At 69.9% G+C, this 24,260-nt stretch carries 25 protein-coding genes; 11 read left to right on the top strand and 14 right to left on the bottom strand.

Annotated elements, in window-relative coordinates:
• Positions 1 to 235: 235 nt before the first annotated feature.
• Entirely contained in the window at positions 236 to 850 is a 615-nt protein-coding gene (locus QSK34_RS20710; RefSeq protein ID WP_285585914.1) for a hypothetical protein, read from the top strand.
• A 101-nt stretch (positions 851 to 951) separates the two neighbouring features.
• Here the strand turns inward: QSK34_RS20710 and QSK34_RS20705 are convergent, their stop codons facing one another.
• Genes QSK34_RS20705 through QSK34_RS20685 form a run of 5 tightly spaced genes read right to left on the bottom strand, consistent with a single transcriptional unit; the run spans position 952 to position 5,145 of the window.
• Positions 952 to 1,557 (bottom strand): response regulator transcription factor, encoded by a 606-nt coding sequence (locus tag QSK34_RS20705; protein WP_285585912.1) that lies wholly within the window; start codon positions 1,555 to 1,557, stop codon positions 952 to 954.
• The gene (locus tag QSK34_RS20700; RefSeq protein ID WP_285585911.1) at positions 1,554 to 2,684 is read right to left on the bottom strand and encodes a sensor histidine kinase; all 1,131 of its coding nucleotides are present in this window, start codon (positions 2,682 to 2,684) and stop codon (positions 1,554 to 1,556) included. Before QSK34_RS20700 ends, QSK34_RS20705 begins: the two co-directional genes overlap by 4 nt.
• Before the next feature lie 10 nt (positions 2,685 to 2,694).
• Entirely contained in the window at positions 2,695 to 3,453 is a 759-nt protein-coding gene (locus QSK34_RS20695) for an ABC transporter permease (RefSeq protein ID WP_285585909.1), read from the bottom strand.
• The gene (locus QSK34_RS20690) at positions 3,450 to 4,202 is read right to left on the bottom strand and encodes an ABC transporter permease (RefSeq protein WP_285585908.1); all 753 of its coding nucleotides are present in this window, start codon (positions 4,200 to 4,202) and stop codon (positions 3,450 to 3,452) included. The genes QSK34_RS20695 and QSK34_RS20690 overlap by 4 nt, the downstream gene beginning before the upstream one ends.
• Positions 4,195 to 5,145, bottom strand: a complete 951-nt coding sequence (locus QSK34_RS20685) for an ABC transporter ATP-binding protein (protein ID WP_285585907.1) — start codon at positions 5,143 to 5,145, stop codon at positions 4,195 to 4,197. Before QSK34_RS20685 ends, QSK34_RS20690 begins: the two co-directional genes overlap by 8 nt.
• A 295-nt stretch (positions 5,146 to 5,440) precedes the next feature.
• On the opposite strand from QSK34_RS20685, the gene QSK34_RS20680 reads away from it, so the two are divergent.
• On the top strand, positions 5,441 to 7,513 hold the full coding sequence (locus tag QSK34_RS20680; protein ID WP_285585906.1) for a WD40 repeat domain-containing protein: 2,073 nt from the start codon (positions 5,441 to 5,443) through the stop codon (positions 7,511 to 7,513).
• A 43-nt stretch (positions 7,514 to 7,556) separates the two neighbouring features.
• On the opposite strand, the gene QSK34_RS20675 is transcribed toward QSK34_RS20680, so the two are convergent.
• From QSK34_RS20675 to QSK34_RS20665, 3 genes are read right to left on the bottom strand one after another with little or no spacing between them, the layout of a single operon-like run.
• Positions 7,557 to 8,597: a hypothetical protein gene (locus QSK34_RS20675; RefSeq protein WP_285585905.1), complete on the bottom strand. Its 1,041-nt coding sequence runs from the start codon at positions 8,595 to 8,597 to the stop codon at positions 7,557 to 7,559.
• The gene (locus tag QSK34_RS20670; protein ID WP_235966487.1) at positions 8,594 to 8,932 is read right to left on the bottom strand and encodes a PadR family transcriptional regulator; all 339 of its coding nucleotides are present in this window, start codon (positions 8,930 to 8,932) and stop codon (positions 8,594 to 8,596) included. The genes QSK34_RS20675 and QSK34_RS20670 overlap by 4 nt, the downstream gene beginning before the upstream one ends.
• A gap of 30 nt (positions 8,933 to 8,962) precedes the next feature.
• Positions 8,963 to 9,685, bottom strand: a complete 723-nt coding sequence (locus QSK34_RS20665; protein ID WP_285585904.1) for a TNT domain-containing protein — start codon at positions 9,683 to 9,685, stop codon at positions 8,963 to 8,965.
• Positions 9,686 to 9,900: 215 nt separating this feature from the next.
• Here QSK34_RS20665 and QSK34_RS20660 point away from each other — a divergent pair, with 215 nt between their 5' ends.
• The 3 genes from QSK34_RS20660 (at position 9,901) to QSK34_RS20650 (ending at position 12,996) form a co-directional block, all read left to right on the top strand.
• Positions 9,901 to 10,848 carry a PaaX family transcriptional regulator gene (locus tag QSK34_RS20660; protein ID WP_285585903.1) on the top strand — a complete coding sequence of 316 codons (948 nt, stop codon included), beginning with the start codon at positions 9,901 to 9,903 and terminating at the stop codon, positions 10,846 to 10,848.
• Between the two features lie 215 nt (positions 10,849 to 11,063).
• Positions 11,064 to 12,314: a cellulose binding domain-containing protein gene (locus QSK34_RS20655; RefSeq protein WP_285585902.1), complete on the top strand. Its 1,251-nt coding sequence runs from the start codon at positions 11,064 to 11,066 to the stop codon at positions 12,312 to 12,314.
• Between the two features lie 307 nt (positions 12,315 to 12,621).
• On the top strand, positions 12,622 to 12,996 hold the full coding sequence (locus QSK34_RS20650) for an SSI family serine proteinase inhibitor (protein WP_285585901.1): 375 nt from the start codon (positions 12,622 to 12,624) through the stop codon (positions 12,994 to 12,996).
• A 7-nt stretch (positions 12,997 to 13,003) separates the two neighbouring features.
• Here the strand turns inward: QSK34_RS20650 and QSK34_RS20645 are convergent, their stop codons facing one another.
• Complete coding sequence (locus tag QSK34_RS20645) at positions 13,004 to 14,017, bottom strand: aldo/keto reductase (RefSeq protein ID WP_285585900.1); 1,014 nt, start codon at positions 14,015 to 14,017, stop codon at positions 13,004 to 13,006.
• A gap of 95 nt (positions 14,018 to 14,112) precedes the next feature.
• On the opposite strand from QSK34_RS20645, the gene QSK34_RS20640 reads away from it, so the two are divergent.
• Positions 14,113 to 14,997 carry an AraC family transcriptional regulator gene (locus QSK34_RS20640; protein WP_285585899.1) on the top strand — a complete coding sequence of 295 codons (885 nt, stop codon included), beginning with the start codon at positions 14,113 to 14,115 and terminating at the stop codon, positions 14,995 to 14,997.
• 94 nt (positions 14,998 to 15,091) lie between these two features.
• The gene (locus tag QSK34_RS20635; protein ID WP_285585898.1) at positions 15,092 to 15,334 is read left to right on the top strand and encodes a hypothetical protein; all 243 of its coding nucleotides are present in this window, start codon (positions 15,092 to 15,094) and stop codon (positions 15,332 to 15,334) included.
• Here QSK34_RS20635 and QSK34_RS20630 read toward each other — a convergent pair.
• From QSK34_RS20630 to QSK34_RS20620, 3 genes are all read right to left on the bottom strand, one after another.
• Positions 15,305 to 16,174: a helix-turn-helix transcriptional regulator gene (locus QSK34_RS20630; protein WP_285585896.1), complete on the bottom strand. Its 870-nt coding sequence runs from the start codon at positions 16,172 to 16,174 to the stop codon at positions 15,305 to 15,307. The genes QSK34_RS20635 and QSK34_RS20630 overlap by 30 nt on opposite strands.
• 82 nt (positions 16,175 to 16,256) lie before the next feature.
• Positions 16,257 to 16,901: a response regulator gene (locus QSK34_RS20625; RefSeq protein WP_285585895.1), complete on the bottom strand. Its 645-nt coding sequence runs from the start codon at positions 16,899 to 16,901 to the stop codon at positions 16,257 to 16,259.
• Positions 16,898 to 17,893, bottom strand: a complete 996-nt coding sequence (locus tag QSK34_RS20620) for a sensor histidine kinase (RefSeq protein WP_285585894.1) — start codon at positions 17,891 to 17,893, stop codon at positions 16,898 to 16,900. The genes QSK34_RS20625 and QSK34_RS20620 overlap by 4 nt, the downstream gene beginning before the upstream one ends.
• 114 nt (positions 17,894 to 18,007) lie before the next feature.
• Here QSK34_RS20620 and QSK34_RS20615 point away from each other — a divergent pair, with 114 nt between their 5' ends.
• Positions 18,008 to 19,030 carry a hypothetical protein gene (locus tag QSK34_RS20615; RefSeq protein ID WP_285585893.1) on the top strand — a complete coding sequence of 341 codons (1,023 nt, stop codon included), beginning with the start codon at positions 18,008 to 18,010 and terminating at the stop codon, positions 19,028 to 19,030.
• Here QSK34_RS20615 and QSK34_RS20610 read toward each other — a convergent pair.
• Entirely contained in the window at positions 18,958 to 19,272 is a 315-nt protein-coding gene (locus QSK34_RS20610; RefSeq protein ID WP_285585892.1) for a putative quinol monooxygenase, read from the bottom strand. The two genes, QSK34_RS20615 and QSK34_RS20610, sit on opposite strands and share 73 nt — an antisense overlap.
• Positions 19,273 to 19,362: 90 nt before the next feature.
• On the opposite strand from QSK34_RS20610, the gene QSK34_RS20605 reads away from it, so the two are divergent.
• The 3 genes from QSK34_RS20605 to QSK34_RS20595 all read left to right on the top strand — a co-directional run bounded on the left by QSK34_RS20605 (position 19,363) and on the right by QSK34_RS20595 (position 23,592).
• On the top strand, positions 19,363 to 19,875 hold the full coding sequence (locus QSK34_RS20605) for a winged helix-turn-helix transcriptional regulator (RefSeq protein ID WP_285585891.1): 513 nt from the start codon (positions 19,363 to 19,365) through the stop codon (positions 19,873 to 19,875).
• Between the two features lie 42 nt (positions 19,876 to 19,917).
• Positions 19,918 to 21,387, top strand: a complete 1,470-nt coding sequence (locus QSK34_RS20600) for a tetratricopeptide repeat protein (protein WP_285585890.1) — start codon at positions 19,918 to 19,920, stop codon at positions 21,385 to 21,387.
• 780 nt (positions 21,388 to 22,167) lie between these two features.
• Complete coding sequence (locus QSK34_RS20595) at positions 22,168 to 23,592, top strand: endo-1,4-beta-xylanase (protein ID WP_285585889.1); 1,425 nt, start codon at positions 22,168 to 22,170, stop codon at positions 23,590 to 23,592.
• Between the two features lie 198 nt (positions 23,593 to 23,790).
• On the opposite strand, the gene QSK34_RS20590 is transcribed toward QSK34_RS20595, so the two are convergent.
• Positions 23,791 to 24,222, bottom strand: coding sequence for a MarR family winged helix-turn-helix transcriptional regulator (locus tag QSK34_RS20590; protein WP_285585888.1), 432 nt, complete (start codon positions 24,220 to 24,222; stop codon positions 23,791 to 23,793).
• Positions 24,223 to 24,260: the final 38 nt, after the last annotated feature.

Raw genomic sequence — 24,260 nt, 5'->3', positions numbered from 1 at the left:
CCCATGTCCGGTCGGTCTTACTTCTGGTGAGGCGGAGAGCGGCCCTTAATCGGCTCCGTGCGTGGAGCTGATCTTGGGCCGGACGTGTTTTCGGTGACGAGTTTCTCGACAGGGTCAAGGCGCCCGCCTGGGGCGGCCGGCGGCGCGTCCGGGCGCCAGGACGAGGCACTGATTCTAGGTGCTCATCGAATTTTAAGATTCGCCAGGTGAACCCGTCCTGGGAGGCGGGCGAGGAGTGACATTGCTGAGCTTCTCGCCCGCTTTCCTCTCGCTGTCGTCGTACAGGATCTGGATATCTTCTATGAATGCCTTTCCTGCCGAAAGTCAACAGAGCCTCCTGCTTGAACATGGACTCCATAGCTTCTTCATGGCTCAATGGGTCAGCATCGAAGACATCGGCGAGGTGGCCCGGCGGTTGCGCATCGCAGCGGAGACGACAGTCGTGTGCGACTTTCAGGCTGCCATGGAATTTTACGGTTCTAAGTCCGGAGGGTCGCAGCGGGCTTGGATCACCCGCCTTGCTCCCGGCTGGTCCCTAGTTCTTTATCTCAATGGATTCAGGTCGTCTCCGGAGGCCCTCAGCCTAGGCGGCCAGCGCGTCTTCGATGTCTCATGCATCTACGGCATAGGAGAAATCGATGAACTCTCTTACATCCACGATGGTGTATGGGATGGAACCATCTACGATGAGGAAGAATATCGCGTTCACTGGGAGGATCTGACATGTGACATCAGTTCACTGGAAGGGCAGCTGGAAGAGTATCTATGTGTCTTGGGAAGAGTCAGTGGGCGGTTTCTCGACCGCGACTTGTTTTCATCGCAAGGGCTGCTGGGCGTCATTTCCGAATGAATGCGCATGTCTCATTTGCGGGCAAAGGATGTGTAGTTCCCGGCGTGCGGGATCGATCTCGTGGAGTCTGATGCACGGTCGGCCTCACGGCGGACCGAGGTTCACAGCCAGCCCGCATCCTCGGCGATTCGGATGGCGTCGATCTTGTTGCGGGCGCCGGTCTTGGTGATGGCGCCGGTGAGGTAGTTGCGTACGGTGCCCGCCGACAGGTGCAGCCGGGCGGCGATCTCTTCGGCGGTGGCGCCTCCGGCGGTTTCCCGCAGGACGGTGGCCTCGCGTGAGGTGAGAGGGCTCTCTCCGCGCTCCATCGCCGAGGCCACCAGCTCCGCGTCCAGGACCCGCAGCCCGGCCGCCGTGCGCCTGATCGCGTCGGCCAGGCGGTCGCCGGGGGCGTCCTTGACCAGGAACGCCTCGATGCCCACCGACAATGCGCGCCGTACCTGACCTGGCTGGCCCATCGCGGTCAGCACCAGGATGCGGCAGTCGGGGAGGACCTCCCGCAGCTGCGCGGCGGCGGTGATGCCGTCCAGCACGGGCAGGTCGATGTCGACGATCGCCACGTCAGGCCGCACCCGCAGCGCGGCGGGGACGATCTCGTCGCCGCGCGTCACCTCGGCCACCACGTCCAGGTCGGCCTCCAGTCGGAGCAGGGCGGTGAGGGCGGCCCGGATCATATGCATGTCCTCGGCCAGGAGGACGCGGATCATGTGGGCACCTCCATGGTCAACCGGAATCCGCCCTCTGACGTGCGCCCGGCCTCGACCGTGCCCCCCACCTGCGCGGCCCGCTCCGCCAGCCCGACCAGCCCGCCGGTGAGAGTCTGGACACCCCCAGGGCCATCACCGGCCGTAGCGCTTTGCGCGTCATCAGGTGGGAGGCCGTTGTTGACGATCTCCAGATGGGCGCGTCCCGCACGGTTGGAGGTGGTGATCGAACAGGTGGTGGCGCGGCTGTGCCGCAGGATGTTCGTGACACCCTCGCGCACGGCCCAGGCGAGGGCCTCGTCCGGCTCCTGGGACACGGTGATTTGGGCGAGGTTGACCTGGCAGCCGATGCCAGACGATTCGAGCAGCGCCGCGGCCCGGTGCACCTCATCGGTGAGCGTCATCCGCCGGTAGCCGCGAGCCACCTGACGCACCTCCTGCGCGGCCTCCCTCGCCACTTGGACCAGCGCGCCGACCTCGGTCTTCGCGGTGGGGAGATCGCGGTCCATGAGCCGGGTGGCCAGGTCGCCCTTCAACACGATCGCGGTGAGGCTATGGCCCAGCCCGTCGTGCAGGTCGCGGGAGATCCGCAACCGCTCCTTCAGTACCGCCGCCTCCGCCAGGCCGGCCCGCGCCTGCTCGAGTTCGGCGGTGACCCGGACCAGCCGCACGACGACGTAGAACATGGCGCCGGTGATGACGATGGTGAGGGAGTAGAAGAACGAGCCGGTCACGTCGTGCCAGATGCCGTAAAGCCACCAGAACTCCACCGCCGCCATCGTCATCACCATGACGCCGCCCCAGCGCAGTGGGAGCAGCAGGAGCACCGGCCCGGCCAGGAGCGGCGCGGTCCCGGCCGACCAGTTGGGGAATCCGATGACCTCCGGCAGGTAGGCGGCGACCACCTGCACCGTCAGTGTCGCGGGGAGCCACCGGGATCTGGCGCCTGTGAACGCCTGTCGTACATGAAGGATGTGCGGCAAGTAGAAAGCGGTCAGCGCAGCGAGCAGCCGGGCGTTGATCGACATGGAGGCGGTCACGAGGGAGGCCACGACGGGGATGATCGTGTAGCCGATGGAGATCAGGACGATCAGCGCGATCCCGAGCCGCCGTGCGGAGGTCGAGTTCATGATCGGCCCATTATGACTTTCTGGAGTCCCAGCGGAACCACCTCCTGATCGAGAGCAGTGCGACCCCCGCCCACACCGCCAGAGCCAAAGCCGGTACGGCTGCCGCCGCCAGGTCGGAGCCGAGTGTTCCCGGCCCGTAGGAGGTGCGGACCACGTCCACCACCGCGCTGGTGGGCAGGGCGGCGAGCAATGGGTGCAGCCAGGAGGGCAGCAGGTCCATGATCGAGCCCATCGCCCCGGACGCGAGCCCGGCCAGGAAGAAGAACGGCAGAGTCATGGGCGCCGCGAGCTCCCCACGCGGGATCGCGGCCGTCCACGCCACCCCCAGCGTCGCCAGCACCGCCGAACCCGCGATCGCGAACACCGTGAACAGCACCGGATTCCTCGGCAGCGGCACATCGGCCAGGAAGTGTACGGCCACGGCCGACACGATCATGAGGGCGACCGTCTGTGTGACGTTGTTCGCGACCTCGCCGAGGAGAATCTGCCGGTCGGTGAGCCGGGTGGTGCGCAGCCGTTTGAGCACGAGCTGGTCGCGGCGCATGGTCAGGGCGACGGTGATGTTCAGAAACGCGGTTGCCGCCAGGATGAGCGCGAGGGCCCCCGCGAACATCTGCGCCGCGGCCGCGACGCCGTCGGCCCGGACGTTGCGCATCAGCGTCGGCATTCCGATCGCCAGCCCCAGCGGGGTGATCACGGAGGCGGGCAGCATGCCCTTGTCGCGCCAGAACAGCCGGGCGCTCAGCTTGTAGGTGGCTGTGAAACTCATCGCCGTGGGTCCCATCGGAAGAGGAAGCGGACGGTGACCAGGCCGAGGAGGGCCCAGACGGTCAGGTTCAGAACGGGCCCGGTCAGCGTCGCAAGCTCGCCGCCCCGGTAGGCGAGTCCGGCGATCTCGACCATCGCTCCGGTCGGCAGCAGGTCGAGTGCCCACTGGACCCAGCCGGGCAGGAGGGCGGTGACGAACGGCCCATATCCTCCGGCCCCGACCGCGGCGGCCACAATGAACGGGATCGTGGCGGGGGCGTTCAGGTCAGGGCGGCGGGTCACGATCGAGAAGACGACGCCGATCAGCGCCAGCACCCCGGCCACCGCGACGACGCACGCCGCGAACAACAGCGGCAGTTCAGGTGGCGGGACGTAGGTGAAGGTGTAGAGGATCAGCGAGATGAGGGCCGACAGGAGAGTGGCCTGCGTCACGATGTTGACCAGCTCGCCGCCGATGATGGCCCGCCCGCGCAGGCCCGAGGCGCGTAGCCGCTTGAGAACCAGCATCTCCCGCCGGGTCGACAGCGTCACGGCCGTCTGAGTGGTCGCGACCATGGTCAGGACCACGGCGAGCATGCCGAGATGCATGCCGAGCACCACCTCCACATCGCGGCTCCTGAGCGAGGCGGCGATCAGCAACGGCAGGCCCGCGCCCAGGCAGACGCCGAGCACCGCGATGCCGCCGACCGCCCGCCCGTCGCCCCAGAACAGCCGTCCGCCCAGCCGCGCCACGGCCAGCACGTCACGCACGGGCGCCACCACTTCGGCCAGGGCGGTCGCTTCGGGCCGGTGCGCCGTTTGGAAGTGTTTCGTGGTTCTGGGCCAGTTCCAGGAACAGGTCTTCCAGTGAGGCCGCCCGGACCTCCAGTCCGCGCAGGCGCAGGCCGCGTTCGCTCGCCCAGCCCAGCAGCGTCTGGGCGGCCAGGTCCGGATCGGCGGCCTGGACCACGGCGACTCTGCCCCGCACGGTCGCGGGCAGCGGCAACTCCCCGGGATCGATCACGGACGGCAGCTCGAAAGAGACCCGCCCCACCCGCGCGGCCAGCGTCTCGGCCATGTCGCCGCCGACGACGATCTCACCTCTGTCCATGATGGCCAGGTTCGTCGCCAGCTGCTGGGCCTCCTCCAGATAGTGGGTGGTCAGCAGCACGGTCGTGCCCCGGGCGGCGAGGTCGCGGACGACCTCCCAGATGTTGCGGCGGGCCTCGGGGTCCATGCCGGTGGTCGGCTCGTCCAGGAACAGCACGTCGGGCCGGCCCAGCAGGGCCAGCGCCAGGTCCAAGCGGCGTTTCTCACCGCCGGACAGCTGCCGCACCTTCGTCTTCGCCTTCGCGGTGAGGCCCGCCAGCTCCAGCGCCTCGCTCGCGGGGCGCGCGGCGGGGGTGAAGTCCCGCCAGATCTCGACCGTCTGCCCGGCCGTCAGGTCCGGGAAGAACCCGGCCTCCTGCAACATGATGCCGACGTTGCCGCGCACCTGGGCGCGGTCTTTGATCGGGTCGAGGCCCAGCACCCGGACCGAGCCGGTGTCCGGCTTCTGGAACCCGATGAGCAGCTCCATCGTCGTGGTCTTGCCCGCGCCGTTGCGGCCGAGCAAGGCGAAGACCGTTCCCGCCTCGACCTCGAACGAAATGTCGTCGACCGCCTGGAATTCGCCGTAGCTCTTGCTGATGCGGTTCACCTGAATCGCTGTCACGCCTTGATTCTTCGGTAGGGGAGGTGGTGGAGACAGTGAGCAATTCATGACTTCGCGGCGCGTGCGAAGCATTCGAGGCGACGCGACTTGCGTATGAACTGGGCAAGATGCTGCGCGACAGCGGGACAATCCCGACGCTGCCCATCATTGAGAGCCTGGCGCACGCAATGAATGCAGAGAGATAGAGGTCGGGTTGACGTGGCGACCTCGGTGTCCTTCGGCGGATCACGTCGGGGCGACATCGCCGGCGGGGATGCGGTTTATGCTCGGGAGCCATTCGGCGACAGGGGTTCGGATGTTCTCTCGACGGCTGCCACCCATCCTCGCCGCGCTGATTCTGGCCGGGTTCGTGCCGCTGGCCTCGGCCGGGTCGACCGTCGTGAAGTGGCCTCGGGCGGCCACCGCCTGCCAGGAGACGTCACCCGGTGGCGTTCCCGCCTCGTTCGCGGCGCCCGTCGCGATGGACATGGGCGGTCACTCCGACGTGACCTCGGTGGCGGTAGATGAGCTGGACGGCCGGCCCGTCGCGATCAGCGCGGGTGTCGAGCACACGATCCGGATCTGGGACAGGGCCACTCTGAAACCGATCGGCGATCCGATCCCCGGCGACGGCCCGGTGGCGTACGGCACCGTCGACGGCAGGCCCGTCATCCTCGGCCGGAGCCATGGGGCGCTCCAGAGGTGGGACGCGACCACTCGGCTGCCCGTCGGCGGACCGCTCCCCGCCGGGCGGTTCCGTGCCGTCGCGTTCGGCGAGCTCGACGGCAGGCCGATCGCCGCCGCGGCGGGCACCGACGGCGCCCATGTGTTCGATCTGGCGACCGGCCGCCGGATCGGTCGGCCCATCGGCACCGGGATCTTCAGCGCCGTCGCGCTGACCCGCGTCCACGGCGTCCCGCTCGTGCTGACCGGAGAGGGCGACGCCGTGATCGCCTGGGATCCGGTGTCCGGAAAACCCGTCGGGAAACCGCTCACTCTTCAGGACGAGTTCATCCAGAGCATCGACACGATCAGGACGACCACGATCGGCGGCCGTCCGGTGGCACTGATCCCCACGCCCGATCTCGGGGTGATCCGCTGGGATCTGGTCACGCGTGAGGCGACCTACCACTGGCTGAGGGGAAGGTTCGGCCCTTCGTCGCTCGCCGTGCTGAACGGCCGGACCGTGTTCGTCTCGGTCGAAACCGTCGGGGGCATCGCCACCGACCCTTACGGATCGAGGCTCCGTAGCTCGATCGCGGTCATCGATACGGCCACTGGTGAAAGGGTGTCGTCCTTCGAGATTGCGGGGCACGTCACGTCGCTGGCGGTCGGTGATCTCGGCGACCGTCCCATGATCGTGACCGGCGGGCGCGACAACGCCGTCCGCGCCTACGATCTCGCCACCGGCCGGGAATCCGCTCCTCCTGCCACCGGGGGGCCCAACGGTGACATCCACGGCGTGAACGGCGAACTGCACGGCAGGCCGATCGTGGTGGCCCAAGGGAACGGTGACGACAGATTCCCCGGCGTGTGGGATCTCGGCAGCGGCAGGCCGCTGGACGCGCCGGTCAGGCTGCCCGGGCGCATCACCTCGTTCGCGACCGGCGACTACGGCGGACGAGCGGTTCTGGCCGCGGGGATCGGTTCCGGAGACTATTCGATCCGGCTATTAGATCTTGCCAGTCGCATGCCGATCGGCGAACCCCTCATCGGCTCTGACGGCTTCGTCAACGGGGTCGCGCTGACCGAAGCCGATCGCCGGACGCTTGTGGTCGGAGCGGTCGACGAGGACGACGCGGCCGGTGGCTCTTCCTCTCGGGGCGCGGTACGCATCTGGGACTTTCCTTCGGGAACGCTGCTGCACGATCTCGCCGTCGGAAAGGGCCCGGCCGGACAGCTGGCCCTCATCAGCCTCGCCGACCGGCCGGTCGCGGTGACCTTCAGCGCCACCCGCGCCCGGCTCTGGGACGTCGGCGCGGGAAAACGGATGGCATCGTTCCGCATCGCGAAGACCGAGCACTCGGCCCGGGTGGAGATCGCCTTGTTCGACTGTACGGCGGTCGCGATCGTGGCCACAGGCAGGACCGTGGAACTCTATGACCTCGCCACGGGCAAGCAGGTCGAGCGTCCGTTGCTCGGCCACTCCAAGCAGGTGAACAGCATCGCCTCCGGACGGGTCGCCGGTGTCCCGATCGCGGTCACCTACTCGCCCCAGGACAGGAGCATGCGGGTCTGGGACCTCACGACCAGCCGGCAGATCGGGACGCTTCAGTGTCCTTCCCGCTACCTCGGCTCTCTCTCGATGAGCTACCTCGACGGCCGCGCCGTGCTTGTCGGCGGCGGCCGCGAAGCGCTGTGGACCTGGGATCTGGGGCCTGCCGCGTGATGCAGCGTCCGTAGTCCTGTCGGTGTGACCCGGTAGGACAATCTCAGGCCGGCCCCTGATCGTCCACATCGATTGCGGGCCTTCGCTGTGTGCGCCTGGCGGGCAGTGTCCGGGTGCCGATCACCGTGAGGATCGTGCCGGCCAGCACCAGTGCGACGGCCTGGGCGACGGTGACGGCGTTCATCGTGTCGGTGGCCTGGTCGGAGCCGGGGTTCAGGTAGGACAGGCGTGCCAGGGTGACGGGCACGGTCAGGATCGCCAGTGCCAGCGGCACGGAGGGCGAGCGCCACCGAGGGGCGGTCAGGTGGGCCGCGAGACAGACGGCGCATGCCACCAGGAGCGCCAGGCAGAACAGGCCGGAAGGCGGCAGCCACGACCAGACCCAGACCCACGTGCCCGGCCACTCCGGCGACCGGCTCGACGCTGTCATGGCCCAGGTCGACATCATCATGACCAGGAAGACCGCCGCACCGGCGACCACGGGGAGCGCCGCCAGTCGTCCCGAGTGGCGGTGCGCCGGGGCGTCGCGGTGATATCCGGCCAGCAGGGCGAGCGTGGCGACGACGAGCACGAACGACTCCGCCGCCTCCGTCCCGGACAGCACGTAGACGGTCAGGCCCAGGGTCGCCGTCGCCTTTGCCACACGCGGACGGCCGCGGACCAGCGCCACATAGCCGGCGATCCAGAGCAGGGACGAGAGGTCCCTGGTCACGTGCCACAGTCGTTCGGCCGAGGCGGGATCGCCGATCGGCGTCTCGTCGAACGGCAGGGGGAGCAGCCCGTGGACGCCCAGGGTCTGGGCCAGGTAGACGCAGCTCATCGTCGCCTGGAAGGCCAGGCCGATCAGGGCGGTCAGTCGTACGGTCCGGCCCCAGGCGGCGCTTCTCGGGGTCGTGCCTCCCAGCCGGATCCGCACCGCCAAGGCGGCCACGCCGGCGATCTCCGGCCAGCGTGGCCGCGCGTTCTCGTCGTCCGGGCCCGCGCCGTCGAGGAAGGCCGAGACCATCTCCTCCTCGCGTTCGGCGCGGTAGGCCGCCGGCAGCAGCCGCAGCACCCGCCGGTAGCGGTCTTCCAGGGTGGTCACGCCGTCCCCCCGGCATGGCGGGCGCGCAGGCGTTCGGTCGCGTAGCGGGCGGTTTCGGTGAGGCGGGCGGCCTCCGCCTCCAGGGCGCTCGCGCCCTGGTCGGTGAGCCGGTAGTAGCGCCGCAGGCGTCCCTGGTGGGCCTCCTCGCGGTCGAGCGACAGGAGTTCCTCGGCGGCCAGTCGGTCGAGCACTCCGTACAGGGTGCCGATCTTCAGGTGGACGCGGCCCTCTGAGAGTCGCTCGACCTCCTGGACGATCCCGTAGCCGTGGCGGGACTCGTCTGCCAGTGCGGTGAGGACGAGGAACGCCTGCTCCGTCATGCCCCGTGAGTTCATGAGGCTCAGCATATCCTGTCTAGCAGGATATTAGGATCGGCGCATGCTGGTCCGCTGGTCGGGCGGGGTGAGCTCCCGCAGGTACCCGTTCTGCAGCAGCCAGCTCACCGGTACCTCTTCGTTCGACTGCGGGGCTTCGGGAATGTACTTGCTGAGCACGTGATACTGCGTGCCGCCGCCCGGTTGCTGGAACGCGGGGGAGACCGGGCCCACGTCCACGCGGAACGACTTGAGCACCCTGAACACGTGATAGTTGCACGGGTGTGCGGGGTCCTGCGGATTGGTGTTGAGGTTGCGCGGCGGCAGGGCGCGTTTGGCGAAAGCGTCTCCCATGGGAGCGAAGAATGCGCCTCCGTAGCCGCCGAAACGGTCGAGTTTCATGCCGATCTGGAGGAACGTCGTCTTGGACAGCAGCCTGCCGTTGGGGTAATTGCCGGAGAGGCCGAACCCGGAGTTCGGCGGGTAACGGTAGTCGTTCACGCCGTAGTTCCAGTAGCGCGAGAGGAAGTGCTGGGGCTTGAGGCCGCCCATGGGCACGTAGCCGCGCACGAGTGCGCCGAGGTAGCCCGACCGTGGCAGGCGTACCGGCCCGAGGTCCGGGTCGCCCGTCACATAGGGTGCGCCGCAGATCTGACCGATGTTCTGCGGAATTCGATTGTGGACGATTTTCCTGGGCGGGGGCGCCGAGGGCCGGAGAGTCGGCGAGCTTTTCGGCTGGACGGCGTTTTCGGCATATGCGGCCGTGCCGCCCATGGTGCAGGCCATGGCGATGGCCAGTACGACACTCCGTCGGTAATGTGGCATGACTTCCCTGTTGGCTATTTGAGACGGTGAACGACTTCTACATTCCCGATGCGTCATAAGGGAAGGGCAAAAGGCAAGGCGGGAAAACGTTTTTCCCCGCCCTGCGATAAATGCTGATATGCGGGAATGCTCCGCACGTCGGCCACGTGGGGCAAGCTTGTGCCGTGCACGCCCAACTACCTGCGGACGACGTCAGCGACCCGCGTACGCAGGCCGGCCCCAACCCGCAACACCTGCTGGCGACCCTGCTCGGCGAGTACCTCGACTCCTCGGAGGCCGACCTGCCGTCGGCGGCGGTGGTCGCGATGCTCGCGGAGTTCGGCATCAGCGAGTCGAGCGCGCGGGCCGCGTTGTCGCGGCTGACCAAGCGCGGCCTCATCGCGGTGCGGGGGTCGGGGCGGCCGCCCGTCTACCACCTCACGCCGCAGGCGATCGCGCGGCATCGTTCCCGGATGGATCACTTCCTGAGCTTCGGCGCGCGTCCGCCGAAGTGGACCGGCGACTGGGTGACCGTCTCCTTCTCACTTCCGCAGTCGGGCCAGGCCGCGCGGCACGCGGTGCGCAAGGCCCTGGGGGCGCTGGGGTTCGCCCGGCTGTACGACAGTGTCTGGATCCGGCCGGGATCGGAGTCCGGCCCGGTGAAACAGGCGATGCACGACATCCTCGACGGGGTCGACGGGGGCCGGTGGTCGGTGATGCACACCCGGTTCGACGAGGAGGCCGGGCCGCACGGTCCGGCCGCCGCCTATGATCTGGCCGGGCTCGCCTCGGGCTACGAGGACTTCATCGCGCAGTACTCCGGCCTGCGGGTGGCCGTGCGCGACGGGGAGGTCGACGCCACTCGGGCGCTGGTGGCGCGGACCTCCGTCATGGATTCCTGGCGGAAGTTCCCGGACGTCGATCCGGACCTGCCCGAGCATCTTCTTCCTGCGGCGTGGCCGCGCCATGCGGCCCGGGAACTGCTGCTGGAGATCCATTCCGCGCTCGGTTCGCTCGCCGAGGCGCGGCTCATCGAGATCGCGACCCCTCATTGGCCGGACGCCGCGTCCTGGATCACGCACTTCCGGGCGTCCGAGGAGTCTCTGTCGGTTCGGGTGCACCGGGACCGCTGAGGAAAGTTTCACCGTCACCCGGCGCGGGGCTGTTTCGTGCGCGCCGTGGGATGCCGGGCCGCGGGGCGAGGTGATCTGGGCCTCTGGATGCGCCTTGTCCGAGGGTGTTCGCGGTCTGCGTGCCACACCTATTAATAGGGCGAGTTCGAGTGTTTGACACTTTTTGTTACCGCAGTGATAGTAACTGCACATTTCGAACGCCTTTGGAGGGTGAAGTGAGGAAACGCTCGATCATCAGCGCGGGATTGGCGGCCGCGGTCGTCCCCTTATTGGCTGGAATAGTGGCGCTCACCAACACGCCGGCCGCCGCGGCCGTCGGCGGGTCGGGCCCGTACCCCGCCGATTGGGACGGCAGCCTCCAGAACCACACCGTCTACCGGCCCGTCACCATCCCGTCCCAGAGACTCCCTATATACGTGTGGGGCAACGGCGCCTGCTCCGCCAACGGGTTGTCGCAGGCGAACTTCCTCCGCGAGATCGCCTCGCACGGGTTCCTGGTCATCGCCAACGGCAGCCCGAACGGATCCGGCTCGACGACGTCCCAGATGCTCACCCAGTCGATCGACTGGGCGATCTCGGAGAACGGCCGCCAGGGCAGCGTCCTGTACAACCGGCTCGACACGAGCAAGATCGCGGTCGGCGGGTTCTCCTGCGGAGGGCTGGAGGCCTACGCCGTCTCCAACGACCCGCGCATCTCCACGACCACCATCTTCAGCAGCGGGTTGCTGAACGACGCCGACGACTACCAGCTCAGACGGCTGACGAAGCCGATCGCCTACTTCATCGGCGGCACGAGTGACATCGCCTACCCCAACGCGATCGACGACTGGGGCAAGCTGCCGTCCGGGCTGCCCGCGTTCATGGGCAATCTGAACGTGGGTCACGGCGGCACCTACGGGCAGACGAACGGCGGCGAGTTCGGCCGGGTCGCGGTGTTGTGGCTGAAATGGCGGCTGAAGGGGGACACCGCGGCCGGCGGCGCGTTCGTGGGCAACAACTGCGGTCTGTGCAACACGCAGTGGCAGATCCAGCGGAAGAACCTGACACTCGACGGCACGCCCTCCCCGTCGCCCAGCCCGTCTCCCAGTCCTTCGCCCAGTCCTTCGCCCAGTCCTTCGCCCAGTCCGTCCCCCAGCCCTTCGCCGAGCCCGAGCCCCTCGCCCAGCGGGACGCAGGGCTGCTCGGCGACGTACACGGTGCAGGACCAGTGGGGCGGCGGGTTCGTCTCGTCCATCACCGTCACCGCGGGCAGCGCCGCGATCAACGGCTGGAGGTTGGCCCTGACCCTGCCCTCCGGTGCCGCGATCACGTCGTTGTGGAACGGCGTCAACTCCGGCACCAGCGGATCCGTGACCGTCACCAACCAGAGCTACAACGGGCGACTGACAGCCGGGCAGAGTGCCACCCTCGGCTTCCAGGGCACCGGAACCGGCGCGGGGGCCACCGTCACCTGCACCGCCACCTGACCTAGGCCGGCGGCGGCCCGTGGCCGATCGGCTCCAGGGCACCGGATGAGCGGCGCGTGCACCATGGCCGCCGAAGTCGGCTGCGCCGTGGTCGGGTATGCCGTGGTCGGCGGCCATGCCATCGCCGACCCCGTCGCCGTCGTCGCCTGACCTGGGCGGGCGGCGGCCCGTGCCGATCGGCTCCGGGGCGCGGGAGCCGCCGTCGCCTGTTGTGGGCAGGCAGCCCGTGGCCGATCGAATCGGCCACGGGCCTTTGGGGTGCGTGGCTATGTGACTGTTCGGATACGCATTGCTACCCTAAGTCAACATGCGTGCCTTTCTTGCTGCCGCCATCGTGGCCGCCCCGCTGTTCGCCGCCCATCCGGCCCTGGCCGACACGCCCTCGGGGGCACTGACGCTCAGCAGGAGCGTCGACGGCCGGGGGCACACGGTCGCCACGCTGTTCTGCGATCCGGACGGCGGCACGCACACCAGCCCCAAGCCGGCATGTGACCTTCTTCGCGAGATCAAGGGTGACCTCGGCAGGCTGGTGTCCAACCCCAACGTGATCTGCACCAAGGAGTACCTCCCGCACCGGGTCACGGCCTTCGGCACCTGGGAGGGCAGGCCGGTTCGCTACATCCGCACCTTCGGGAACCGCTGTGAGATGACCGTGGTCACGGGGGCCGTCTTCAACTTCTGAGGCGGGTTCAGCGGCGGCGGAGGCGGGCGTGCCGCAGGGCCGGCGGGGTGGTGTCGTAGTTGTCCTTGGGGTCGAGGTCGGTTCCCGGCGGGACGATGGCGTCGACGCGGTCCAGGACGTCGTCGGTGAGGTCGACCTCGGCGCCGGGCAGCAACCCGTCGAGCTGGTCGGCGGTGCGCGGGCCGATGATCACGGACGTGACGGCCGGGTGCGCCCGTGCGAAGGCGATCGCGAGTTGTGGCAGCGTCAGCCCGGCCTCGGCGGCGAGGTCGGTGAGTTCGGCGAGCGCGGCGGCCTTGAGCCGGCCGGTCGGGCTCTCCGGGTCGTACCGGCCCGGGAGCAGGGTGGCGCGGTGGCCGGCCGCCAGGTCGGCGCGGCCGGAGAGCCAGCCGCCGTTGAGCGGGCTGAACGTCAGGACGCCCATGCCGTGGCGCTGGGTGGTCGGGAAGACGGCCGCCTCGGGCTTGCGGGTGAAGATCGAGTACATCGACTGCTCGGTCAGGAAGCGGTGGGTGCCCGTGCGCTGGGCGGCCCACTGGGCCTCGGTGATCAGCTCGGCGGGGAACATGGAGGAGCCGAAGGCGCGGATCTTGCCGGCCCGGACGAGGTCGGTCAGCGTCGAGAGCGTCTCGCCGACGTCCGTCTCGTGGTCGGGGCGGTGCATCTGGTAGAGGTCGATGTGGTCGACGTCGAGGCGGCGCAGGCTGTCGTCGACCGCCTTGACGATCCACCTGCGGGAGCCGCCGCGCTGGTTCGGGTCCTCGCCCATCGGCAGGCCGAACTTCGTGGCGATCACCAGGTCGTCGCGGCGGCCCTTCACGGCCTTGGCGACGATCTCCTCGCACTCGCCGTGGGAGTAGACGTCGGCGGTGTCGATCACGTTGACGCCCGCGTCGAGCGCGCGGTGGATGATGCGGATCGCGTCGTCGTGGTCGCGGTTCCCCATGCTGCCGAACATCATCGCGCCGAGGGAGAGTTCGCTGACCGACATCCCGGTCGCGCCGAGAGTTCTGCGTTTCATGTGGTCAAGTCCACCAAGCCGGGCCGCCCGGCCGTGAGCCAGATCCTGCCGCCGCCGTGCCCGATCCTGTCAATCAGGGTGGTTGACTGGCGCGCATGGAGCTCCTGGACGAGATGCGGCGGCTGATCATGCGCCACACCGCCGACGGCCGTCAGAGGACCATCGCGGGTGGGGTGACCATCGCGTCGGTGGCGTGCGCGACCCCGCCGGTCGCCACGATCTCCGAGCCGTCGGTCGCGATCGTCGCGCAGGGGGTCAAGCGCACGGTGCTCAACGGCGTCCCGTACGACTACCGCGCCGGCCAGTACGTCGTCGTGTCGGTCGACCTCCCGGTGGTCGGCCAGGCGCTGGCGGCCAGCCCGGACGAGCCGTTCGTGGTCTTCAGCATGGCCCTGAGCCCGGCCGTCGTCGCGCCCCTGCTGCTGGAGATCGCCGTGACCGGGCCGTCCCCGGCGTTCACCGGGCTGGCGGTGAGCGACGCGACGCCGGAGCTGCTCGATCCGGTCGTCCGGCTGCTGCGCGTCGCCGACCGGCCCGACGACCTGCGGGTGCTCGCGCCCGGATACCAGCGGGAGATCCTCTGGTGGCTGCTCAGCGGCGACCAGGGCGCGCTCGTGCGGCAGATCGGGCTCGTCGACGGGAACCTCGCGCTCATCTCGCGGGGCATCCGCTGGATCCGCGAGCACTACCGGGAGCATCTCGTCGTCGCCGACCTGGCGGGGTTGTGCGGGATGAGCGCGTCGTCCTTCCACCGGCACTTCCGGGCGGCGACGTCGATGACGCCGGTCCAGTTCCAGAAGCAGATCCGGCTCCAGGCGGCCCGCACCCTGCTCATGACCAGGTCGGGCAACGTGGCGGAGGTCGGCTACTTCGTCGGCTACGAGAGCCCGTCGCAGTTCAGCCGCGAATACCGCAAGGCGTTCGGCGCCTCCCCGGGCCGGGACGCCGCGCAACTGGCGGCCCTAGCGCAGAACCGGTGACTCTGGGTGGGTGCGCCAGACCCAGGGAAGGCCCGTCGGCACGGCCTACCGTCGGCGGTACGACATCCGGATCCGCCCAGATGGGAGCCGTACCGTGCAGCTCAGAACACGTGTCGCCGTCATGGCCGTGGCCGCCGTCTCCAGCGTCGGCCTGCTCGCCGCCCCGGCGCAGGCGGCCACGTTGCTCCACACCTTCGCCAAGTCCTACGCGGGGCAGCTCTACTGCGAGGGCGTAGAGCGCTACTACGAGAACTGGAGGGCGGAGCAGGAGGGGCACGCCGGGGACTGGTACGCCTGCGTGGGGACGTCAACCGCCTGGGAGGTGTGGGAGCGCTGACCCGTCGGCGTCCGCGACGACCTTCAGGAGCCGCAGCCGCTCCTCGTGCCCGGGCTGCGGAGTGAACACGACCATGAGCGGGCCGGGCGGGGGCCGCAGCGGATAGGCGTCCCACTCGACGGCGATGTCGCCGACGTGGGGGTGCTGGAAGGTCTTCGTGCCGTGGACGCCCTCTCTGACGTCGTGCCGGGCCCACATCCGGCGGAACTCGGAGCTGGTCATGCTGAGTTCCGCCACGACCGCGACCGCTCGGGGGTGGTCGGGGTCGGTGGAGACGGCGGCACGCAGGACGCCGATGTAGTCGAGCGCCACAGATTCCCAGGCCGAGCAGCGCGGCCTGGGAATCTCGTGGAAGAGGGTGAGCAGCACGTTGCGCCGGTCGGGCGGCAGCCGGCCCGGATCGCCCAGCAACGCCGCGGCCAGATGGTTCCACGCGAGCATGTCGAGATGCCGGCTGGCGACGAACGCGGGCAGGCCGACCGACGCGAGCAGCAGCCGCGCGTTCCTCGGCACCCGGTCGGCCGCCCGTCCTGACGACGCATGCGGCCGGCGCGTGAGCTGCGCCAGCCTCATCAGGTGGCGGCGTTCCACCTCGTCCAGGTCGAGCGCGTCGGCGATCGAGTCGAGGACGGTCTGGGAGGGACGCACACTCCGGCCCTGCTCCAGACGCTGGTAGTAGTCGGTGCTCAGACCGGCCAGCACCGCCACCTCCTCACGTCTCAGTCCTTCGACCTTCCGCCTCGGGCCGGGCTCCAGCCCGAGTTCTCCCGGCGTCGTCTGCTCCCGCCGGGACCGGAGGAACCTTCCGAGCTCCCGGGCGGCCGCCCACTCATCGGCCATGGTTGAATCTTGCATTACCTGACCGAAATGCCGAGGGCGCGTTCGCACGGCACGAGGTCAGCGACGGCCGGGCGTGAAACTTTCACGCCGGGCGCCGGGCGTTGCCCGTGGACCAGGCCCACGCGGCGATGCCCACCCGGTTCCTCGTCGCGAGCTTCCGCTGGATCCCGGCGACGTGGTTCTTGACCGTGCCCGCCGTGATGAACAGGGCCGCCGCGATCTCGGCGTTGGTGTGGCCCTGGGCGACCAGGCGGGTGATCTCCAGTTCGCGGGCGGTGAGGCCGGCCGGGCTCGCCTGCGACGGGGTGGTGAGGTCGCGCAGGAGGCGCACGGTGATCTGCGGGCTGATGAGGGTGTCGCCCGACACGGCCGCGCGGACCGCCTCGGCGAGCATCGCCGGGCTCGACCGTTTCAGCAGGAAGCCGCAGGCGCCGTTGCGCAGTGCCGTGTGGACGTATTCGTCGAGGTCGAAGGTGGTGACGACCACGACGCGGATCGGGTCGCGCACGTCCGGTCCGGCGAGCAGGCGGGTGACTTCGAGGCCGTCGAGGCGCGGCATCCGGATGTCGGCGAGCACGACGTCCGGGCGCAGGTGCCGGGCCTGTTCGACGGCCGAGGCGCCGCACGCGGCCTCGGCGACGACGGTCATGTCGGGCTGGGCGTCGATGATGATCCGGAACGCGCTGCGGATGTCCGCCTGGTCGTCGGCCACCAGGACGCGGATCACGTCGTCACCGACGGCATGGTCGCCTCGACCCGCCAGCCGCGCGGCGGGTGCGGGCCCGCGGACAGCGTGCCGCCGAGCGCCTCGACCCGTTCGGTCAGGCCCGGCAGGCCCGAACCGCCGCCGCGGCGGGTTCCGCCGGGGCCGTCGTCGGTCACGGTGACCCGCAGGGCCGGGCCGGGGACATCGGTCACGGTCACCTCCACGTGGCTCGCCGTCGGCGCGTGGCGGCGGACGTTGGTCAGGGCCTCGACGACGACCCGATAGGCCGTGGCCGCCGCCTCCCTGGCCGGGTGGTCGAGCCGGGGGCCGATGTCCAGGTGGACGGTCGTGGCGCCGGAGAAGCGGTCGCACAGGTCCCGGAGGTCCGCCAAGGAGGGGAGCGGCGTCCGGTCGGCGGAGTCGTCGAGCATCCGTACGGTGCGGTCCATCGACGCCAGGGCCTGGAGGGCGGTCTGTTCGATGCGCTCGAAGAGGGCGGCCGCGCGTCGGGGGTCGTGTTGGGCGAGGACCCGGCCGGCCTGGGCCTGGGCGAGCATGCCGCTGATGTCGTGGGCGACGAAGTCGTGCAGGTCGCGGGCGAGCTGGGTGCGCTGGGCCCGGCGTGCGTCGAGCACCGAGCGGGTGCGGCGGTCGTCCAGGGACCGGAGATAGAGGCCGACCGTGGCGGCGAGCGCCGCCGACATAGCCCAGACGGCGAAACCGGCCACCGCCTCGGGGGTCGGAGTGCCCAGACCGTACCGGAGCAGCAGAGACGGCGTGGCCAGGCCCGCGAGCGCCGCAGCGGTGAGCGCGGCGCGAGCGGGGGCGGCGCGGACCGCCACGATGATCAGCGAGAGCAGGCACCCGGACTCGGCGACGGTCCACCCGGACGCGTCGTTCTGCCCGCCGGTCGCCACTGTCACGGCGGTGACGGTCAGCGACACGACGCCCGCGCCGCCGGTGATCGCCGCGATCAGGCGGCCGTCGACCGGCCGGGTGATTCGGGTGCGCATGTCCTGAGCCTAGGTAGGCGGCCGGCCCGTCGCCTATGTGCCGAACGGCATATGGGCGGGCGGCCCGGCGTACCCAAGGCTGGTGCCAACCGGATGTGAGGACGTGATGAAGTGATGCTCCGCTGGTGGAGGCACTGGCCGACCTGGGCCGGGTACGCCGCGGCCGCCTGGTCGGCGGTCTATGGGGCGCTCGGGGTGTTCTGGGCGCTGGGCGGCGGCGGGTTCCCGTTCGCGCCCGTCGCCGCCGACCGCGCGTCGGGGTCGATCCTGGAGGGCAGCCGGGCCGGGGTCGTGGCGCCCGTCATGGCCGTCGCCGGGCTGGCGGGCGCGGTCGTCGCGGTGGCGATGGCGCGTGGGTGGGGACGGGGCTGGGCCCGGACGGTGATGCTGGTCTTCGGCTGGACCATGGCGGCGACGCTGGCGCTCGCGATCCCCGACTACACCCTGCTCGTGCTGGCCTTCGCGCCGCTGCTGCTGGTGTTCGCCTTCACGGGCGTGCCGGGTCCGCAGGACGGCATCGGGGACATCCTGTACTGGCACCGGGTGAACCTGATCATCGTCTTCCTGGGCGGCCTGTTGTGGGCCCTGGCGGCCCTCGCCTACCACCGCCCGCGGTGGACCACCCCGGAGGCGGCCCGTCGCTGGGGCCGGTGGGCCGTCTACGTGGCGTGCGCCGCGCCCGTTCCCTATGAGATCACCAGGATCGCCTGGTACTTCGGGGTACCGCTCGGCATCCCCGAGGACTTCCTGCTCATGATGCGGCAGACGCCGGGGATGCTGGAGGTGGGTCTCGGCGGGGCGATCGGGTCGATCGGCGGATGCGTGCTCACCCACGGCCTGGTCAGCCGGTGGGGCGAGGTCTATCCCCGCTGGGTCTGGTTCAGGGCGGGCGAACGGGTGCCGCCCGCGCTGGCCGTCGTCCCGGCGTCGGTCGTGGCGGTGGTGCTGGTTCCCGCCGGGCTGATGAACGTCCGGATGGGCGTCGACCCCGCCTCGTGGGGGGTGAACGTGCCGGGCATGCTCTGGACCGTGTGGGGCCTCGCCCTCGGCGTCGCGGCCTGGGCCTACGCCCTGCGCCGAGGCTGGTGGTCGGTGACGACGGTGCCGCGCATGAGCCAGGTCGGCCCCTCGGCGTAGGCGCCGGCCTCGGCGAAGAACGCGCCGAAGTAGGGGCCCGCGGCGTGCGCGTTGAAGGCGTCGACGTCGGCGTAGACCTCGTTCAGGTAGAAGACGTCGGGGTTCGCCTCGTCGGCGATGACCTCGAACCGCCGGGAGCCGGGCTCGTTCGCGAGGGAGTCGCGCGCGGTCTTCCGCGCCGCGCGGACGAAGTCGTCGCGGTGCTCGGGCCGGACGGTGAACGAGACGACGAACTGGTACATGGACGATCCTCACGTGGCTGGTTCGGTGACTGAACTACAACGTAGCACGCACAGTTCAGTCACCGAACCGAGGTGGGTAGAATCGGGCGCATGACCCTGCCCAGCACCTATGCCGACCGCAACTGCTCACTGGCGCGCGCGCTGGAGGTCGTCGGTGAGCGGTGGACGCTCCTGATCGTCCGCGACGCGTTCTTCGGGGTGCGCCGGTTCGGCGACTTTGCCACCCAGCTGAAGATCCCGCGTGCCGTGCTGACCAACCGGCTGAAGCTGCTCGTACGGGAAGGCGTGCTCACCCGCGAGGAGGGCGCGACCGTCGAATACCGGCTGACCCCCAAGGGCGTCGAACTGTGGCCGGTCGTGCGGACCCTGATGAGCTGGGGCGACACCCACTATTCGCCGGGCGGGGCGCGACGCGCGGTCCGCCACGACGGCGACGGGGGCTTGCTCGACCCCGCCGGGCGCTGCGAGCGGTGCGGCGAGCTGGTGCCGGTCACGGAGACCCGGGTCGAGCCCGGCCCGGGGTTCGACCCGGCCGACCAGGGCGACGACCCGGTGTCCGACGCGATCAACACGCCACGGCGGCTGCTCGAACCGATCGGCTGACGCCCTCGGGGTCGTGTCGGTGGACGTCCCTATACTCCCGGCATGTCAAGATCACCGTCGTCGCTCGACATCGCGTTCGGGCTCCTGCACGAGGGCCGGCTGGTCGACGCCGAACAAGTCATGCGGAGAGAACTGCTGGCCGTCGAGAGCCGGCACGGCCGGGAAAGCCCAGAATGGGCCTCCGCCCAGTGCGATTTCGGCAACCTCCTCTTCGCCTCCGGTCAGTCCGACCGGGCGGTCGAATGTTTTCGCAGCGCCTGCTCCGGCCCGCCGTCCGGCGACCCCGAGACCCGCAAGGAGCAGCTGACCTACGGGCTCAACCTCGGCATGGCGCTGGACGTCGCCGGACGGCTCGACGAGGCCGAGACCGAGTTGCGCCGCAACCTCCGCGACCGTGAGGTCTTCTACGGCCGGGACCACCCCGGTCACGCCTTCGCGCTCGAACCGCTGGCCGATGTGCTCCTGCGGCGCGGCGACGTCGCGCAGGCGCGCCAGGTCGTCGAGGAGGCGGTCGGCGTCTACTGGCGCAGCGGTCACGAGCGGGTCGCCGCCGCGCTGGCGGCGCGGGGAGAGATCGTCGTGGCCGGTGACACCGGCGAGCCCCCGTTCTCCGCGCTCGACCGGCTGCCCGACGAGGTGGTCGCGGGCGTCGCGTACGCGGCGGTCGACCGGTCGGCCCGCGACCCGATGCTGGGGAAGGCCGTGCTCGCCCGGCTCGCCGACGCCCTGGAGGAGCGCCTGGGCCCCGACCACCAGGCGACGCTCAACGTGCTCTCCCAGCTCGCCAACGCCGGTCGCGACTCCGGCGACCAGGCCGGACGGGTCGAGGCGATCGGGAAGGTGCTCGCCTCCTACGACCGGCAGGGCCGGGAGGAGGACGCGTTGACGGCGGCGCTCGCCCTCGCCATGGCGCAGGACGAAACCGGTGACACGGCCGGGGCGTTCGCCACCTACGCCCGGGCCCAGGCCATCGCCGACCGCCTCGGTCGTCCGGAGTTCCACGCCCAGGTGCTGCGCAATTGGGGTCTCGCGCTGGCGGCGGCGGATCGTCCTGGCGAGGCGGAGGAACGGCTGCGGGCGGCCGTCGGTGTGGCCGACCTCGGCACCGACCACGAGATCCTCGGCCGTTCGCGGATCGCGCTCGGGCTCTTCCTTCAGCACGCCGACCGGCTCGACGAGGCCCGGCACGTCGTGGAGGCAGGGCTGGCGACGCTGGACGTCGCGCACCCCGACGCGATCACCGGGCGGAGCCACCTCACGGCCATCGCGGCCGGGCGGTCGTGCGGCTGCGGCGACGTCCAGGGGGCGATCGCCGACGCGTTCCGGGAGTTCGTTCTCGGCAGGTTGCCGAACGACCTGCTCGCCGACCTCGCCGTGACCGTCGAGAACGGCGACTTCGCGATCAACGCCGAACTCCGGCGCGAACCGACCGAGGCCGAGATCGAGCACCTGAACCAGCTGATCCAGAGCGCGACCGCCGAGTTCCGGGGCCGCCTGGTCGCCGGAGGGTAACGGCCAGAGCCGGCGCGCGGGGTGGGCAGGGTCGTCAGCTCGGCGGCGGACGAGGGTCGAACCGGCTTGTCGGCCATATGGGCATGGTCTCGGGACAGGCGTGCGCCGGACATCGGTGAAACCACCGGTCCGGGCGTCGCTCCGCCTCCCGGAGGAGGCGGAGCGACGGACACGGGGACCCAGGAGTGTGGTGCCACCCAGGCCCTACGACGTCGCGCTGAACAGGCTCGGCCCTGTTAGCGCTACCAAGTCGTAGTGCGACCTCCCTTCGGCGTCCCGGCGTCGGTGGTGCTGGCGGTGAGTAAATACAGCGGGTGGGACGGCGTCAAGGGCCCTCGGGGGCCGCGACGGGGTGGCGTGCCCTGCTGACAAGCCGTTTCGGCGTCCGTAAATTACGGCGTGAGCATGAAACTTGCAGTTGTGCGGCACCGGTAAATTTTCGCCGCCCTCCCGCGACACACTGCCTCGTTGACGCCTGTACACGTGCTCGCGGCGGATATCAGGCCAGGGTGCATGGCCGCCGAAAATTTCGCTCCGGTGTTGACATGTTTCGGTTGGGTTTCCACACTAAGTCTCCGAGGCGGTCGGCCCGGCCTGATGTGGTGATCAGAGGGGCCGCCGGTCATGACGCCATCAGTGGTGTGCGCCAGCGGTCTGGGGTGCGGCGTCGTTCGCCGGGTTCCCGCATTCCCTCTTTCGGTGATTTCAGTTATGGAGTCAGGCATGGGTATGAACGCATTACCCGCATCCTCCCTTCGGAGGGTCTTCAGCGCCGGTGTGGTGAGCGTCGTCGGAATCGTGGGCGCCGCGCTGATGGTGACGGTGCCGGCGGACGCCGCCGGCAGCACGCTGGCCGCCGCCGCGCAGCAGAGCGGGCGGTACTTCGGCACCGCCATCGCCCAGGGCAAGCTGGGTGACTCGCAGTACACGACGATCGCGAACCGCGAGTTCGACATGATCACCGCCGAGAACGAGATGAAGATCAACGCCACCGAACCCAACCGGGGGCAGTTCAACTTCCAGGCCGGCGACCGGATCTACAACTGGGCGGTGCAGAACGGCAAGCGGGTGCGCGGCCACACGCTGGCCTGGCACTCCCAGCAGCCGAGCTGGATGGAGCAGACGTCCGGGAGCTCGCTCCGCCAGGCGATGATCGACCACATCAACGGCGTGATGGGCCACTACAAGGGCAAGATCTACGCCTGGGACGTCGTCAACGAGGCCTTCGCCGACGGCAACTCCGGCGGCCGCCGTGACTCCAACCTCCAGCGGACCGGCAACGACTGGATCGAGGTGGCCTTCCGCACCGCGCGGAACGCCGACCCGGCCGCCAAGCTCTGCTACAACGACTACAACATCGACAACTGGAGCTGGGCCAAGACCCAGGCCGTCTACAACATGGTCCGCGACTTCAAGCAGCGCGGCGTGCCGATCGACTGCGTCGGACTCCAGTCCCACTTCAACAGCCAGAGCCCGTACAACAGCAACTACCGCACGACCATCCAGAGCTTCGCGGCTCTCGGCGTCGACGTGCAGATCACCGAGCTGGACATCCAGGGCGGCTCGGCCCAGACCTACGCCGCCGTCGTGAACGACTGCCTCGCGGTGGCGCGCTGCACCGGCATCACCGTGTGGGGCGTGCGTGACAGCGACTCCTGGCTGGGCGCCAACACCAGCCCGCTGCTCTTCGACACCAGCGGCAACAAGAAGGCCGCCTACAACTCGGTGCTGAACGCCCTCAACGCCGCGACGCCCAACCCGTCGCCGTCGCCGAGCACCTCGCCCTCGCCGGGCACCTCGCCCACGCCGAACCCCACGCCCACGCCGGGCACCGGGCAACAGATCCGCGGCCAGCAGTCGAACCGGTGCGTCGACGTGCCGAGCGCCTCGACGACCGACGGCGTGCAGGTCCAGCTCTACGACTGTCACACCAACAGCAACCAGCAGTGGAGCTACACCTCGGCGCAGGAACTGCGGGTCTACGGCAACAAGTGCCTCGACGCCGCCGGGACCGGCAACGGCGCGAAGGTGCAGATCTACACCTGCTGGGGCGGCGCGAACCAGAAGTGGACCATCAACTCCGACGGCAGCATCAGGAACGTGCAGTCGGGCCTGTGCCTGGACGCCGCCGGCTCCGGCAACGGCGCCCTGATCCAGGTCTACTCCTGCTGGAACGGGGCCAACCAGCGGTGGAGCCGGACCTGACCCGCGGTCTCCCTCGGTGATCCGGTCCCTGTCCGACCGGTAGAGCCGTAGGGGACGCGCGGCTCGGTCCTGCCGAACTCCGGCGCCGCCGACGGCGCCCAGACCCCGGTCTGGGACGCCGCGGCGGCGCCGACCAGTCGGTGGACGTGGGGCGGGAACGCCCGGAGTCCACCACCGGGTCTGGGTGATTTCGGGAGGTCACCCAGCCCCGGGCGGGTGCAGTGCGCGGGTGCACCACGTCAGGGCCTCCAGCAGCGTGACGCGGGTGCTGTCGTCGAGGCCGGCCAGCATCTCGTCCTCGATGCCGTCGAGCGCGCGGTCGCACCTGCGCAGCGCCGCCCGGCCCTGGCGGGACAGGTGGACCCGCAGGATCCGCCCGCCGTCCGGGTGGGCGTCACGGTGGATGAGACCACGTCTCTCCAGGTCGCGGACCACCAGATTCATCGCCTGCGGGGTGACGAAGGCGATGCGGGCCAGTTCGGCCGACGACAGGCCGTCGCGTACGCGCAGTTCGCCGAGCGCCATGTATTCGGTCGTCGTGATGCCGTGGAGCGCGAGGGCCTCGTCGAGCCGGGCGCGGATGCGGCGCTCCAGCCGGTAGACCAGATAGCTCAGCCTGGGCGGGTTCACCGGATGACCATAACGGGCGATGTAAGTTTCCCGCCCCA

It is taken from the genome of Herbidospora sp. NBRC 101105, assembly GCF_030269205.1.
Classification (GTDB): Bacteria; Actinomycetota; Actinomycetes; order Streptosporangiales; family Streptosporangiaceae; genus Herbidospora; species Herbidospora solisilvae.
Note: the sequence above shows the minus strand (reverse complement) of the source record. Positions and strands in the feature narration are given on the sequence as shown.

Bases quoted from the DNA above. Each gene is read 5' to 3' on its own strand.
- QSK34_RS20670 (WP_235966487.1), bottom strand. From the start codon at position 8,932: ATGAACTCACGGGGCATGACGGAGCAGGCGTTCCTCGTCCTCACCGCA.
- QSK34_RS20640 (WP_285585899.1), top strand. From the start codon at position 14,113: ATGGAGCTCCTGGACGAGATGCGGCGGCTGATCATGCGCCACACCGCC.
- QSK34_RS20620 (WP_285585894.1), bottom strand. From the start codon at position 17,893: ATGCGCACCCGAATCACCCGGCCGGTCGACGGCCGCCTGATCGCGGCG.
- QSK34_RS20680 (WP_285585906.1), top strand. From the start codon at position 5,441: ATGTTCTCTCGACGGCTGCCACCCATCCTCGCCGCGCTGATTCTGGCC.
- QSK34_RS20630 (WP_285585896.1), bottom strand. From the start codon at position 16,174: ATGGCCGATGAGTGGGCGGCCGCCCGGGAGCTCGGAAGGTTCCTCCGG.
- QSK34_RS20650 (WP_285585901.1), top strand. From the start codon at position 12,622: ATGCGTGCCTTTCTTGCTGCCGCCATCGTGGCCGCCCCGCTGTTCGCC.
- QSK34_RS20645 (WP_285585900.1), bottom strand. From the start codon at position 14,017: ATGAAACGCAGAACTCTCGGCGCGACCGGGATGTCGGTCAGCGAACTC.
- QSK34_RS20695 (WP_285585909.1), bottom strand. From the start codon at position 3,453: ATGAGTTTCACAGCCACCTACAAGCTGAGCGCCCGGCTGTTCTGGCGC.
- QSK34_RS20705 (WP_285585912.1), bottom strand. From the start codon at position 1,557: ATGATCCGCGTCCTCCTGGCCGAGGACATGCATATGATCCGGGCCGCC.
- QSK34_RS20605 (WP_285585891.1), top strand. From the start codon at position 19,363: ATGACCCTGCCCAGCACCTATGCCGACCGCAACTGCTCACTGGCGCGC.
- QSK34_RS20700 (WP_285585911.1), bottom strand. From the start codon at position 2,684: ATGAACTCGACCTCCGCACGGCGGCTCGGGATCGCGCTGATCGTCCTG.
- QSK34_RS20615 (WP_285585893.1), top strand. From the start codon at position 18,008: ATGCTCCGCTGGTGGAGGCACTGGCCGACCTGGGCCGGGTACGCCGCG.
- QSK34_RS20600 (WP_285585890.1), top strand. From the start codon at position 19,918: ATGTCAAGATCACCGTCGTCGCTCGACATCGCGTTCGGGCTCCTGCAC.
- QSK34_RS20610 (WP_285585892.1), bottom strand. From the start codon at position 19,272: ATGTACCAGTTCGTCGTCTCGTTCACCGTCCGGCCCGAGCACCGCGAC.
- QSK34_RS20665 (WP_285585904.1), bottom strand. From the start codon at position 9,685: ATGGGCGGCACGGCCGCATATGCCGAAAACGCCGTCCAGCCGAAAAGC.